This window comes from Hoeflea sp., assembly GCF_039975035.1.
In the GTDB taxonomy this organism is placed as follows: domain Bacteria; phylum Pseudomonadota; class Alphaproteobacteria; order Rhizobiales; family Rhizobiaceae; genus Hoeflea.
This window is the reverse complement of the sequence record NZ_JBDWHW010000116.1, coordinates 1-12,734: the sequence shown is the minus strand read 5'-3', so window position 1 is coordinate 12,734 and position 12,734 is coordinate 1. Positions and strand designations below refer to the sequence as shown.

General features: G+C 59.1%; 14 protein-coding genes. 4 read left to right on the top strand and 10 right to left on the bottom strand.

Features of this window, described 5'->3' with window-relative positions; translation table 11 throughout:
- Positions 1-673, top strand: a 673-nt coding sequence (locus tag ABJN75_RS09980) for a calcium-binding protein (RefSeq protein WP_348439250.1), incomplete at its 5' end; no start/stop codon positions are given.
- A 628-nt stretch (positions 674-1,301) separates the two neighbouring features.
- Here the strand turns inward: ABJN75_RS09980 and ABJN75_RS09975 are convergent.
- Positions 1,302-1,571 (bottom strand): hypothetical protein, encoded by a 270-nt coding sequence (locus ABJN75_RS09975; RefSeq protein ID WP_348439248.1) that lies wholly within the window; start codon positions 1,569-1,571, stop codon positions 1,302-1,304.
- 12 nt (positions 1,572-1,583) lie between these two features.
- Entirely contained in the window at positions 1,584-2,777 is a 1,194-nt protein-coding gene (locus tag ABJN75_RS09970) for a GNAT family N-acetyltransferase (RefSeq protein WP_348439246.1), read from the bottom strand.
- 113 nt (positions 2,778-2,890) lie between these two features.
- Here ABJN75_RS09970 and ABJN75_RS09965 point away from each other — a divergent pair, with 113 nt between their 5' ends.
- Both ABJN75_RS09965 and ABJN75_RS09960 read left to right on the top strand, forming a co-directional pair.
- On the top strand, positions 2,891-3,889 hold the full coding sequence (locus tag ABJN75_RS09965; RefSeq protein ID WP_348439244.1) for a LysR family transcriptional regulator: 999 nt from the start codon (positions 2,891-2,893) through the stop codon (positions 3,887-3,889).
- The gene (locus tag ABJN75_RS09960) at positions 3,886-4,080 is read left to right on the top strand and encodes a hypothetical protein (protein ID WP_348439242.1); all 195 of its coding nucleotides are present in this window, start codon (positions 3,886-3,888) and stop codon (positions 4,078-4,080) included. Before ABJN75_RS09965 ends, ABJN75_RS09960 begins: the two co-directional genes overlap by 4 nt.
- 55 nt (positions 4,081-4,135) lie before the next feature.
- Here the strand turns inward: ABJN75_RS09960 and ABJN75_RS09955 are convergent, their stop codons facing one another.
- The 6 genes from ABJN75_RS09955 to ABJN75_RS09930 form a co-directional block, all read right to left on the bottom strand.
- Positions 4,136-4,693 carry a MerR family transcriptional regulator gene (locus tag ABJN75_RS09955; protein WP_348439240.1) on the bottom strand — a complete coding sequence of 186 codons (558 nt, stop codon included), beginning with the start codon at positions 4,691-4,693 and terminating at the stop codon, positions 4,136-4,138.
- Between the two features lie 260 nt (positions 4,694-4,953).
- Entirely contained in the window at positions 4,954-5,283 is a 330-nt protein-coding gene (locus tag ABJN75_RS09950) for an integration host factor subunit alpha (RefSeq protein WP_348439238.1), read from the bottom strand.
- Between the two features lie 170 nt (positions 5,284-5,453).
- The gene (locus tag ABJN75_RS09945; RefSeq protein ID WP_348439236.1) at positions 5,454-6,425 is read right to left on the bottom strand and encodes a beta-ketoacyl-ACP synthase III; all 972 of its coding nucleotides are present in this window, start codon (positions 6,423-6,425) and stop codon (positions 5,454-5,456) included.
- A 9-nt stretch (positions 6,426-6,434) separates the two neighbouring features.
- A complete protein-coding gene (gene plsX, locus ABJN75_RS09940; RefSeq protein WP_348439234.1) occupies positions 6,435-7,493 on the bottom strand; it encodes a phosphate acyltransferase PlsX in 1,059 nt (352 codons plus the stop codon).
- 96 nt (positions 7,494-7,589) lie between these two features.
- Positions 7,590-8,153, bottom strand: coding sequence for a DUF177 domain-containing protein (locus tag ABJN75_RS09935; protein ID WP_348439232.1), 564 nt, complete (start codon positions 8,151-8,153; stop codon positions 7,590-7,592).
- A gap of 10 nt (positions 8,154-8,163) precedes the next feature.
- A complete protein-coding gene (locus tag ABJN75_RS09930; protein WP_348439230.1) occupies positions 8,164-8,703 on the bottom strand; it encodes a ubiquinol-cytochrome C chaperone family protein in 540 nt (179 codons plus the stop codon).
- A 178-nt stretch (positions 8,704-8,881) separates the two neighbouring features.
- On the opposite strand from ABJN75_RS09930, the gene ABJN75_RS09925 reads away from it, so the two are divergent.
- Positions 8,882-9,346 (top strand): outer membrane protein assembly factor BamE, encoded by a 465-nt coding sequence (locus ABJN75_RS09925; RefSeq protein WP_348439252.1) that lies wholly within the window; start codon positions 8,882-8,884, stop codon positions 9,344-9,346.
- A gap of 333 nt (positions 9,347-9,679) precedes the next feature.
- On the opposite strand, the gene ABJN75_RS09920 is transcribed toward ABJN75_RS09925, so the two are convergent.
- Positions 9,680-11,833, bottom strand: a complete 2,154-nt coding sequence (locus ABJN75_RS09920) for a sodium-translocating pyrophosphatase (protein ID WP_348439228.1) — start codon at positions 11,831-11,833, stop codon at positions 9,680-9,682.
- A 247-nt stretch (positions 11,834-12,080) separates the two neighbouring features.
- A partial coding sequence (locus tag ABJN75_RS09915; protein ID WP_348439226.1) for an MFS transporter occupies positions 12,081-12,734 on the bottom strand: 654 nt, incomplete at its 5' end.

Sequence of the window (12,734 nt, the reverse complement as noted above, 5' to 3'; positions counted from 1 at the left end):
CGGCAACGACATCCTAATCGGCAACAACGGCGACGACGTCTTTTTCGGCGGTGCAGGGGCTGACAGCTTCTATGCCGGTGCGGGCGACGACAAGATCTATGTCATCGGCAATGATGCCGCAATCCTTGGTGGCGCAGGCTTCGATCAGGCCATCGTGCTTGATGCTGCAGGCGTCAACATCACGCTTGGCGCCGGCATGGAAAGCGCCTCGGGCAGCAGTGGCAACGATACGATCAGCGCCAGCGGCCTGACCACTGAGGTCTCGATCGGCGGCGCGGGCGGCGTTGATATCCTGACCGGCGGATCGGCCAATGACACGCTGGCAGGCGGCATCGGCAACGATGTGCTGTTCGGTGGCGCCGGCAATGACACGATCTTTGGCGGGGACGGCAATGACGGTTTTTTCGGCGGGGCCGGCAACGACCAGATGATCGGCGGTGCGGGGGCCGACACCTTCTATTTCCTCAATGGCTCGGGCAACGACTTCATCCAGCAGTTCGAGAACGGCGTGGACACCTTCAACTTCGCCAATCACAGCCAGGTCAACTCGATGGCCAACCTGACCATCACCGACATTGGAGCGGACGCCTATGTGTCATTCAACGGCGGCGGCCAGTTCATCGCCTTCGGCTCGGCAGGCCTGATTGACGCCAGCGATTTCGTGTTCGCGTGAAGGCGGAAACGATTCTAGCCTCCCCTGATCGGTGAACATCATATCCATCGAACTCACTGGGATAATGGCATTGCACAAACAAGCCGCGCGAGCAGGAGCAACAAATGGACCAGTTTTCCAGGTAGCTGAAGAAGAGTTGGATATTGCTTCTTGGAATTGGTGTTTTGATAGAAGTGCAGACAAGCCCCGATTGGGTATCGATGTTTGAACTGCGTATCTGAGCTTGTGGCTCGGGTTGTAAGATCTTCTGCGCGAACCACAGGATGGAAATCCGCCCAAGTCTGATAGCACGTGTCGAGAACAGAGGTATGGCTATCGCTATTGGTGATGATCTTGCTCAAGGTGATCATAGCAGAGGAACCACAAACGCGGCATTTGCACTGCTGACAGACATAGCACCGGTTGGGGAAGCCAGCGATGCGGACATCGCGGTTGACGCTTAGCGCACGTCGTATTCAATAGGATTCAGATTTCGCGTGTCAGTTCCTTGTTCTTGCATGTTGTAATCGCAAAGTCGCTGCACTGTTCAGCGCGACATGCATCAGGTCAGGTGTGGTGAATAAAACCGGACGGGCGCGCCGCGAACGGTGGCGTCAACCCTTGCGCCCGCCCGGTAAACCGCTGGTCGTTAGGCTTCCCCGGCGGTTTTCGAGTTCAGAAGGACGACATTGTCGCTCCGTTCTGAAAACGCGAGTTTCATTTTTAATCGCAGCAACGCATCCAGACTGGTCTTGGCGCCATCGGCAGGGTCCCTCCCCTCCCAGTCGAGCGCCGTCTGGAATACAGCCATGTTGATGAGGTTGCTCAGATCCTTGAGATCAAGGCGCTCCGCCTCTTCCCGGCACGTCACCAGAGTGCGAATGATCCAAGCATAGGCAGTGGCTTCGGAAGAATCCATGGTTGCCGCCTCTCAAACCTGCGGTCTGTGAAGCGGATCTTGCCGCCTGGCCGACAATTCAAGCGGTCCCGGCACATGCCAGGCGCCTTCCGGACGGATGAGACGGTAGGGATCATCCTTGAGAGAAAGTGCGGATGGCGAGGGCTTGATGGTGTCGATCATTTCAACAAACACATGATCGGAGAAGGAAAACGGCGCCCCGTTTTCTTTCAGCTTGAAGCCGAAATGCTGCCAGAAGGGCAGATAGTCTTCACGGGCATGGCCATAGATGCGGCTGAAGCCCTTCTCCCTGCACAAGGTGACACTGGCGCGGACCAGGTCAAAGGCTGTGCGTGATTTGCGATACTCCTTGCGCACAGCCAACCGTTCCAGCTTGGCGAAGTCACCAAAGAACCGCAACCGCATGCATCCGACCGGCTCGTTGCCTATAAAGGCCAGCAGATGGGTTGCTGCCAGGTCATTGCCGTCGAACTCCTCGTCGTAGGGGCAGGCCTGTTCGCCGATATAAACCGCGGAACGGACAGCGGCGACGCGCATCATGTCCTCAAACCCGGTGACCACGCGGATGCCGGTCGGGCGCAATACCGGATCGTGGGTGGCATAGCGCGGCAGCCGCTCGGCAAGCGTTTTCGGCCGGCGCGGGATCATATAGAAATCTTCCAGAAACCGGCCGTCATGCCAGACACCATGTTCAAAACCGCGCCGCAGCATGGCGCGATGGCCGCGGAGGGTAAACGAGGTCGAGATCACATCGGCCTCAATGTAATGGGGAGAATCAAACCGGTCCATGACACGGTTGATCCCCGCCGCCAGCACACCCGGTGTAAAGCTGGCCCAGACATAGATCGCAGCCGGCCGTTCATGCTGGCTGACGAGGTATTCGTCCTGCGGATCAAGCAGGTTCAGTGTCCCGTCAAACAACGCCGAACGGCCCGGTTCATTGAGCAAAAGCGCCGACATGAACCCCTCGGGTCGCGACCTGCCGCGGCGCGCGAACAACCAAACGGCGTCAGGATTCCTCTCGCCTACACGAATCACCGTCTCGGGTTGTGCCAATCGTCCGATCACCTTGCCGGCGGCTTCGAGAAGCCGGGGCACATCGGCGCGGTCGAGCCGGTTTGTGACAGTGACCATCGCCGCTGCCCGGCGCATCCGCTCGGCTTCCAGTGCCGCTTCCGCGGTCAACCCGCTTGCATTAGCAGGCAAAAAACTATCTTGTGATGTGGCGGACATGGTTGCAGCCTCTTTCGATTGAACAGAAGCCTAACCGGGTTGCGGCGATTTGACTTTGGCAAATAATGTTACAGAGAGTTCCACCCATGGAACACCGATGGCGCAACGCTGACTGGAACAGCATTCGGGTTTTCCTTGCTGTCGCGAGGCAGTGCAGCTTTCGCAAGGCGGCCGAGGAGCTCGGTCTATCCGTCAATACCGCGCGCCGCACCATCTCCCGGCTGGAAGACCAGCTCGGCTACCCTTTGCTGTTTCGCGAATCCGAAGGCGCCCGGCTGACGGATGAAGGACGGCGGGTCGTGCTGGCGGCGCGGGATGTGGAAGCCTCCGTGTCGGACATGTGGCGCGTCGCGGCCCTGGCCGAACGCGAAGCCAGTGGCCCGATCCGTCTCGCCATCACCGAAGGTCTGGGCAGTTTCTGGCTGACGCCGCGCATCGTGGACTACATCAACGAAACCGGTGGCCAGAACCGGATTGAACTGCAGTGCGCCATGCGCTCGGTGGATGTCCTGCGCATGGAAGCCGATATTTCGGTGCAGCTGGAAAAGCCCAACAGGCCCGAGCTTACGGTCAAGCGGCTGGGCTATCTGCATCTCAAACCTTTCGCCAGCACCAGCTATCTCGAGAAATTCGGCCGACCGAAAAGTGTCGCCGACATGGTCAATCACCGCGTCGTCGAGCAGCAGACCGATCAGCTTCGCGGCTATGAACTCGACAAGATATTCGGCCCCGAAATCGCCGACCGAATGGTGCGGATGAAGACCAACTTCTCCTCGGCGCATTATTGGGCAATCGCAAAGGGCGCGGGCATCGGGCTGATGCCAAACTACGCCCGCGCCATTGGCGGCGATGTCGAACACATAGACCTCGGCTTCGAATTCCGTGTCGAAATCTGGCTCGCCACCCACCCCGAAGTCGCCAAAAGCGCGCGGCACAGGGGATTTATAGATTTCCTCACCGAGAGCTTCGATGAGCGGAAATTCCCGTGGTTCGGGCCTGACTCAATGTCGCCGAAGGAAATAGAGACGCAATTCTCGCGCAAGGATCTCAGTTCGTATTTCGAGGGGTTCACAGCACGCTCATGACACCGCGCCACCGCCCCCTGGAAATCGTCACGCTGGAGACGCAAGACGAACTGGATCGCCTTGCGATGGTGATGATGCAGTTGGACATGGCACTGGCGCTGGCGCGCGAGAAACGTCTTTCAGGCGTTGAGGCGCATCTCGAGGCAGCCCTCGAGGAAGCTCGCATGGTACGCCTGTCGCTGCTGAACTGAGCTGGCGCGCGTTCAGGGTCGGGAACCTGACCTGGATCAGGAAACCAGACCTGGATCAGCGAACCTGATCGAGCAGCCTCTTGCATTCCAGCAGATCGTAGAGCGCTTCCTGAAGCAAGGCCCTGTCGTCACGGGACAGCCCGCCAATGCCTGGATCCGCCTGACCGTCGAACGGCTCCTGCTCCGATTTTCCAGCCTCGCCGCCAAGTCCGAAAAAACGACGGGTGGTTGGCCGCCGCGCCTTGCCCACCAATTGATCATCCTCGGAGACCGCTGCTGCCGGGGCTGGCGCGGGCTTGTCTTCGACCATGTTCGCCGACAACGCTTCCACGGCCGCCATGTCTCCCGCACCGACCGCGATGACGAATTTGTTGCCATTTTGCTTCAGCAGTTTCTGGACACCCTTGATGGTGTATCCCTGATCGTAGAGAAGATTGCGGATGCCCTTGAGCAGGTCGATGTCGTCGGGCCGGTAATAGCGCCGGCCGCCGCCCCGCTTCATCGGCTTGATCTGGGTGAACCGGGTTTCCCAAAACCGCAGCACATGTTGCGGCAGGTCGAGATCATCCGCCACTTCCGATATCGTCCGGAATGCGTCAGGGCTCTTGTCCATTGTGCCACTCCGATTTTTTCAACGCCGTGCATCATCTTTGGGACGCTGTGACCACCGCCCCGTCTCGATTCTGGATCAACCCGTTCGAAACACGAAACTGGCTCCCATGTTCAAGGGCTTGCGAATCGCGTCCATAGCCCGTGAAGACGGGCCTATTTCAGAGGTTTGCGATCAAAACATCAAGTACGGCACAAACGAATAAAGTGTTTCGCGCTGATTTCCGCGGAGGCAAGCCTGCCGCCCGGATCGAAAAGCCCGGTTCAGGGCTTGGGCTTGCTCTTCACCTTGCGGGCAAGATGTCCCTTGAGCACACGGTTCTTGAGGACGTTGGACGCCTTGAAGGTCATCACCCGGCGAGGGCTGATCGGCACTTCTTCGCCAGTCTTGGGATTGCGACCGATCCGTTCTTTCTTTTCACGAACCTGAAATGTTGCGAATGAAGAGAGCTTGACACTGTCACCGCGAACAATCGCGCCGCACACTTCGTCAATCACCATTTCAACAAGTTCGGCGGATTCTGTTCTTGACAGTCCCACTTTGCGGAAAACCGCTTCAGCGAGATCAGCCCTGGTGATCGTTTTTCCGCTCATATTTCCCAACCAGACTGGTCAGCTTCCCCGCCGCCCATCAATGAATTGTTTCAACTTTATGGATCATGCCGCTCAACGTCAAGCAACTCCATCGATTGCTCGTGTATTGCTCTGAAAACCACCAAAATGCCACGGGAATGGGTTAATATACGGTTTCCTCCGCCGGCCGCTCACCAGCGCAGAAGCACCGAACCCCAGGTGAAGCCCCCGCCCATGGCCTCGAGCAGTACAAGGTCGCCCTGCTTGATCCTGCCATCAGCCGCGGCTTCGGCCAGCGCCAGCGGAATCGATGCGGCGGAGGTGTTGCCGTGATGATCCACGGTGATGACCACCTTGGCGTCGTCAATGCCAAGCTTGCGCGCGGAGGCGTCGATGATCCGTTTGTTTGCCTGATGGGGAACGAACCAGTCAATGTCAGCCGATCCAAACCCGGTGGCGGCGTATGCGGCCTCGATCACATCGGTGATCATTCCAACCGCATGTTTGAAGACTTCCCGCCCTTCCATGCGCAGGTGACCCACCGTGCCTGTGGTCGACGGACCACCGTCAACATAGAGCTTTTCACGATGGGCGCCATCGGAGCGCAAATGCGCGGTCAGAATGCCGCGGTCGGCCGTGGTCCCCTCGCCTTCAACGGCCTCGAGCACAACCGCGCCGGCGCCATCGCCGAACAGCACGCAGGTGGTCCGGTCGGTCCAGTCGAGAATGCGCGAGAAGGTCTCGGCTCCAATCACGAGCACCCGGCGGGCAAGCCCGGTTTTGATGTAGCTGTCGGCAGTCGTCATGGCGAAGACAAATCCCGAGCAGACGGCCTGCACATCAAATGCGGCGCCGTGGTGCATGCCCAGGCGGTTCTGAATGTTGACCGCGGTGGCGGGAAAGGTGTTGTCCGCCGTCGAGGTCGCACAGATGATGAGATCGATATCGGCCGGGGTCATCTTGGCACGATCAAGTGCCGCGCGCGCCGCCATCTCGCCGAGCGAGGCAGTTGTTTCGCCCTCGCCTGCGATATGGCGCTGACGAATACCGGTGCGCTGCACAATCCAGTCGTCGCTGGTATCAACAATATCCTCGAGATCACGGTTTTTCATGATGCGCTCAGGGAGGCTGGCCCCGAAACCACGTACAACTGAACGGATCATTCTGACATCCTAGCTGGAAGAGCTGTCCACGACCGGAAGGGCAAGCGCTGACCGGCGTGTATGATAAAGATTGAGGTCATGTTCGATCTTGGCCTTCAAGCCATTTCGAACCATGTCATAGCCGACATCGACCGCAGCGGCGAAGCCTTCGGCATCCGCGCCGCCATGGCTTTTGATGACGATTCCATTGAGTCCGAGAAACACGCCGCCATTGACCTTGCCTGGATCCATTTTCTCGCGCAGCAGGTCAAACGCGCCCTTGGCAAAGAAATAGCCGATACGGGCCATCAGGGTGCGCGACATCGCGGCGCGCAAATAGCCGGCGATCTGCCGGGCAGTGCCTTCCGCGGTTTTCAGTGCGACATTTCCGACAAAGCCCTCGGTCACGACAACATCGACAGTGCCCTTGCCCAAATCATCTCCCTCGACGAAGCCGTAATAGTCAAAACTCGGCATCGCGGCTTCGCGGATCAGGCGGCCTGCCTCCTTGACTTCCTCCTGGCCCTTGATTTCCTCGACCCCGATATTGAGAAGTCCCACCGTGGGCTTTTCGATCTCGAACAGCGCCCGCGCCATCGCCGCGCCCATCATGGTGAAATCGATCAGTTGTTGCGCATCCGCGCCGATCGTGGCGCCGACATCCAGCACGATGCTCTCGCCTCGCAGGGTCGGCCAGATCGCCGCAATGGCCGGCCTGTCGATATTGGCCATGGTGCGAAGGCAAAACCTCGACATCGCCATCAGCGCGCCGGTGTTACCCGCCGAGACACAGACATCGGCGTCACCGGTCTTGACCGCCTCGATAGTGCGCCACATGGAAGACCGGTAACGCCCGTGACGCAACGCCTGGCTGGGCTTGTCATCCATGCCCACCGCGATCTCGCACGGAATAAAGGTCGACGCCTGGCGAAGCGCAGGAAATTTGTCGAGCACCGCAACACAGTCTGCTTCAAGACCAAACAGGGTAAAGCGGATATCGGGGTGACGTTCCAACGCCTTGGCGACGCCGGAAACGACCACATCGGGGCCGTGATCGCCCCCCATCAAATCAACTGCTATCCTTATCACGCCCCATCCTCGATCCCCGGCTTTTCAGGCCGGATTTTTGGGCAGAAAATACCTGTTTTCGAACGGGGCACAACTGCTTTGTCACTGCATCCGCAGCTAACTGGCGGAATCATCACGCTTCAAACCCTGCAAAACCGCAAAAGGTGACGGTTTTTTGTCCGAAGCAGGATCGCTTTCAATTAGGTCTGTATAACCCACGCCTTGTTTGCGCGGATAGGGGTCTATCGCCAGTGCCGCAAACTCGGCGGCCACCGCGCCGACATCAATCGAATCGCCGGTGAACGTCTCGGGCAGATCAGGTCCTTCCGGATCGAGGAACATCTCCGAGCTGCCGTCATGCACCCGTTTGGCAAGCCGCGAGTTTTCGGGCAGAAATAGGGTTTCGAAGTCTTCGTCAATCTGCTGCTCGACCGGATCAAGGGTAACAACGCAGTCCTGAACAATCGACACGCTGACGTGTCCGTTTATCCGCACGCCATCGCGCTTCCAGCGTCCGAGCGCCACTTCGGCCTTGAAAGAACGCACTTCGGCCAAGTCCCATTGCGTTTTCAGCCGCTCAAGATCGGCCGGATCGGCGGAAATCCTGACCGTCAACGGGTTGGCCGATATCTGGCTGACCTTGACCGGATAGGAAAATTCATCGTCGTCTGAGGTCGTCATGGTCTCACCTTTATTGATCAACAGCGGGAAACGCCAACCGGCCAGCAGCCAGGGCTTCCTCCGGTACGTCCTCAAGCTGCCTTTCGGTTCGCGCCATCCAGTCCGCCAGCGACTGCATCGACGGCACCGCTTCATGCAGGTCGGGGTGGATGTTGCGCCGAAGCGCCTCTGCCAGGGCGACGGCGTCGCCGTCGTCAAGCGCCTGGCCATAGGATTTGGCCCGGCCATAGAACATTCGGGCGAATTTTTTCATTCGTTTGGGTACACTCGGGTCGCCGACGCCCAACTCGCGGATCGAATAATCGACATCTTCGAAAAATGCGTCGACAATGTCCTGTGAAATTCCCTTTGCCGCCGGCCCGGATGATGCTGTGCGGCGCAAATAGAGAAACAAATGAACCGATATCATCTCGAAACGCCCCATAACTGTGTCAGGCACATCCATGGCTTCATAGAACACAGGAGACCGGGCAGCTTCGGTAAGGCTGTCATATTGCTGCTCCACCAGCGCCCGATTGGCTTTTTTTCTCTTGAACAGGGTCCAGATCATGAAATTGCCTTCAATGGCCGTTGGATATCATCGAAACTGCGAGAGGCTGGTGTGTTGCATCCGTGCGGAAGCTGGTTTACCGAATGAAACGCAAAACGCAATGGCTGCGGCAGGTAAGCACGCTCGCCAAAGGGAGATGTCGTTGACGATAAGAGATTTCAAGGCAACCGGACGGAGTTTGCGTCTCGGCGCTGCAATTGCGGTCGTCTCATCGATCGCCTTGGCTGGCTGTTCAACCAGCGAAGTATTTAATCAGGGCTACGTCGTTGACCAGACCGCGCTGGACCTCACTCCGGTCGGCTCGAGCCGCGAGCAGGTGCTGTTGTCGCTGGGCACCCCTTCAACGACCGCGACTTTCGACAATGAAGTTTTCTACTATGTGTCGCAGAAGCGGATTCGCGGCGCCATGTTCATGAAACCGAAACTGGTCGATCAGTCGGTGCTGGCGGTTTATTTCGATGATGACGGCACGGTCAAGCAGATCGCCAATTACACGCTGCAGGACGGCAGGGTGTTCGACATGATTTCGCGGACCACGCCCACCGGCGGTGTCGACAAGTCCTTCCTCGCCCAGGTTCTCTCCGGCGCCGGAGATCCGCAAAGCACGGGTGCCGCGGTCGCGCGTTCGATTCTCGGCAACTGACCCTGGCCTTCGGCTTATTGTGCAAAACCGGATCCTGACCGGCGGATACCAATGGTATCCGCCGTTGTCTTTGGCATGACCACGCATTGTGCCCGAACTGACGCTAACTGAGACCCGTTGCGATGCGCCGGGCAGCATGAGAGCATCTCTGGAAACACGGTATCATTGAACGAGCATGATGCCGGTCAGCCCTCGGGCAAGACCGCCGCGCAAACGGGTGGCACCTTTGCCTCCCCACTTCGGCCCAGCCCTTCGGGTTCCGGGCATATGGCATCAAAAAACCCCGCGGAAAACATTCTCCGCGGGGTTTGCAGTCTTGCAGTTCGGTCTGGTTCAGTGCGCCAGCACCGCCAGCAGCAGCAGGGCCACGATGTTGGTGATCTTGATGGCCGGGTTGACGGCCGGACCAGCGGTGTCCTTGTAAGGATCGCCGACGGTGTCACCGGTCACGGACGCCTTGTGGGCGTCGGACCCCTTCTCGTGCCTGACGCCATCCTTGTCGACGAAACCGTCTTCAAAGGACTTCTTGGCGTTGTCCCATGCACCACCACCCGAGGTCATCGAGATGGCGACGAACAGGCCGTTGACGATCACGCCCAGAAGCGAAGCGCCAAGTGCCGCGAAGGCCGATGCCTTGGAGCCCGAGATCAGCAGAACGCCGAAATAGACGAACAGCGGAGCCAGAACCGGCAACAGCGACGGCACGATCATTTCCTTGATCGCGGCCTTGGTCAGAATGTCCACTGCGCGGCCATAGTCTGGCTTTTCGGTGCCGGCCATGATGCCCGGCTTCGTCTTGAACTGCGCGCGAACTTCTTCCACGATCGACCCTGCAGCACGACCCACAGCTGTCATTGCGATGCCGCCGAACAGGTAGGGGATCAGACCGCCGAAGATCAGGCCCGCAACCACGTAGGGATTGGACAGATCGAACGAAATCTCGCCCATGTCCTTGAAGTAAGGATACAGCGTCGAGCCTTCGGCATTCGCCTTGGCGGCGAAGAACTGAAGATCGTTCGAGTAAGCCGCAAACAGCACCAGTGCGCCAAGACCGGCCGAACCGATGGCGTAGCCCTTGGTGACGGCCTTGGTGGTGTTGCCGACCGCATCGAGTGCGTCAGTTGCCTGACGGACTTCCGGTGGAAGACCCGACATTTCGGCAATGCCGCCGGCGTTGTCGGTGACCGGACCGAATGCGTCGAGCGCGACGATCATGCCGGCGATGCCGAGCATGGCGGTGACCGCGATGCCGGTGCCGAACAGACCAGCAAGCTGGTAGGTCGAGATAATGCCGCCAACGATGACGATTGCGGGCAAGGCAGTCGATTCAAGCGAAATCGCAAGGCCCTGGATCACGTTGGTGCCGTGCCCGGTGACCGAAGCCTGGCTGATCGAGTTGACCGGACGCTTGTTGGTGCCGGTGTAGTACTCGGTGATCACCACGATGAGCGCGGTGACAATCAGTCCGACGACGCCGCAGATGAACAGGTTCATGCCGGTGATCGACATGCCGTTGATGACCGCGATCTCGCCCCAGCCGATGGTCAGCGACGTTGCGCCGCCCAGGCCGATGATCGACAGCAGGCCGGTGACGATGAGACCCTTGTAGAGAGCGCCCATGATCGAGCCGTTCTGGCCGAGCTTGACGAAGAAGGTGCCGACAATCGAGGTGATGATCGATGCGCCGCAGATGGCCAGCGGATAGAGCATGGCGGAGCCAAGGATATCCGAGCCGCCAAAGAAGATGGCGCCCAGAACCATGGTGGCGACCACGGTCACCGCATAGGTTTCAAACAGGTCGGCCGCCATGCCGGCGCAGTCGCCGACATTGTCGCCCACGTTGTCGGCAATTGTCGCCGGGTTGCGGGGATCGTCTTCGGGGATACCGGCTTCGACCTTGCCGACGAGATCGCCGCCAACGTCTGCGCCCTTGGTGAAGATGCCGCCGCCCAGACGTGCGAAGATCGAGATCAGCGATGCGCCGAAACCAAGCGCTACCAGCGCGTCAATGACCTGACGGCTATCGGAAGCCAGCCCCATCGGGCCGGTCAGGATGTAGTAGTAGACCGCCACACCCAGAAGCGCGAGTCCAGCCACCAGCATGCCGGTGATTGCGCCCGCCTTGAAGGCGATATCGAGGCCGCCGGCAAGATTGACGGAGGAAGCCTGTGCCGTGCGCACATTGGCGCGAACCGATACGTGCATCCCCACATAACCCGCTGCACCCGAGAGTATGGCGCCGATCAGAAAGCCGATTGCCGCGGTTGCGCCAAGAAGCAGATAGGTTATGACGACAACCACTGCGCCGACGATGGCGATGGCAGTGTACTGACGGTTCAGGTAGGCCTGAGCGCCCTCACGAATATAGCCAGCGATCTCCTGCATGCGTGCGTTGCCCTGATCAGCGGCCATTACCGAGCTGGTGGCCCAGATGGCATAAACAACGGAAAGCAATCCACAGGCGATCACAGCAAAAAGAATGTTCATGCTGATTTCCCTCCAATTTGGCCGGAATCAGATGATCTCCCCCCGGCCAGAAACACCGCGGCGAAAGAAGCTCGAACCACATGTCCGGGCACCCAGCCGCATCGCGGCGGATGATTGCGACAGAGGCGGGGCAAGGTCAAGAGTGCAGGCCGTGATATTGTCCGGCCGGACCCAATAAGCCCGGGAAACCTTGCCTAAACAACGTTGCAGGGCCTGATTCCGGGTCTTTTCCCCGCCTAAAGACTAATCAGTAAGAACGGCGGCGCTCCCACAGGATCTGTGCGCCCAGCACCAGCAGGCAGAATGCCGCGACCGGCCAGAACAGGCTGTTGAGCGCATCCCAGCCCCAGGCATTGAGCACCTTGCCCGACATCAGCGACGAGAAGGCGACGATGCCGAAAAGGGTGACATCGTGGAATCCCTGCACCTTGTTTTTCTCCGACGGCCGGTAGGTCATCGTCACCATGGTGGTGGCGCCGATGAAGCCAAAATTCCAGCCGATGCCCAGCAGCACCAGCGCCAGCCAGAAATTCCACAGCTCGATCCCCATATGGGCAACGATCGCGCACCCCAGCAGAATGACAAGCCCGGCGGCGGTGATGGTGTCGCGACCGAACCGGGCAATCAGCTTGCCGGTAAAAAAGCTCGGCGCGAACATCGCCATGACGTGCCACTGGATGCCAAGCGTGGCGAGTTCGGGCGAGAACCCGCACCCGACCATGGCCAGGGGAGCACCTGTCATCATGAAGGTCATAAGCGCGTAGGACCCCACCCCGCAAACCATCGCAGTAACGAATCGCGGCTGAGTGATAATCTCGCCCAGCGGACGCGCCGGCGCGTCATCATGACCAACATCGCCGGGTTTGGTATCGTTGGGGATACGGAAAAACCAGAGGACCGA

Excerpts from the sequence above, each read along its gene's own strand:
- ABJN75_RS09975 (WP_348439248.1), bottom strand. The coding sequence starts at position 1,571 with ATGGATTCTTCCGAAGCCACTGCCTATGCTTGGATCATTCGCACTCTG.
- ABJN75_RS09965 (WP_348439244.1), top strand. The coding sequence starts at position 2,891 with ATGGAACACCGATGGCGCAACGCTGACTGGAACAGCATTCGGGTTTTC.
- ABJN75_RS09960 (WP_348439242.1), top strand. The coding sequence starts at position 3,886 with ATGACACCGCGCCACCGCCCCCTGGAAATCGTCACGCTGGAGACGCAA.
- ABJN75_RS09955 (WP_348439240.1), bottom strand. The coding sequence starts at position 4,693 with ATGGACAAGAGCCCTGACGCATTCCGGACGATATCGGAAGTGGCGGAT.
- ABJN75_RS09950 (WP_348439238.1), bottom strand. The coding sequence starts at position 5,283 with ATGAGCGGAAAAACGATCACCAGGGCTGATCTCGCTGAAGCGGTTTTC.
- ABJN75_RS09945 (WP_348439236.1), bottom strand. The coding sequence starts at position 6,425 with ATGATCCGTTCAGTTGTACGTGGTTTCGGGGCCAGCCTCCCTGAGCGC.
- ABJN75_RS09935 (WP_348439232.1), bottom strand. The coding sequence starts at position 8,153 with ATGACGACCTCAGACGACGATGAATTTTCCTATCCGGTCAAGGTCAGC.
- ABJN75_RS09930 (WP_348439230.1), bottom strand. The coding sequence starts at position 8,703 with ATGATCTGGACCCTGTTCAAGAGAAAAAAAGCCAATCGGGCGCTGGTG.
- ABJN75_RS09920 (WP_348439228.1), bottom strand. The coding sequence starts at position 11,833 with ATGAACATTCTTTTTGCTGTGATCGCCTGTGGATTGCTTTCCGTTGTT.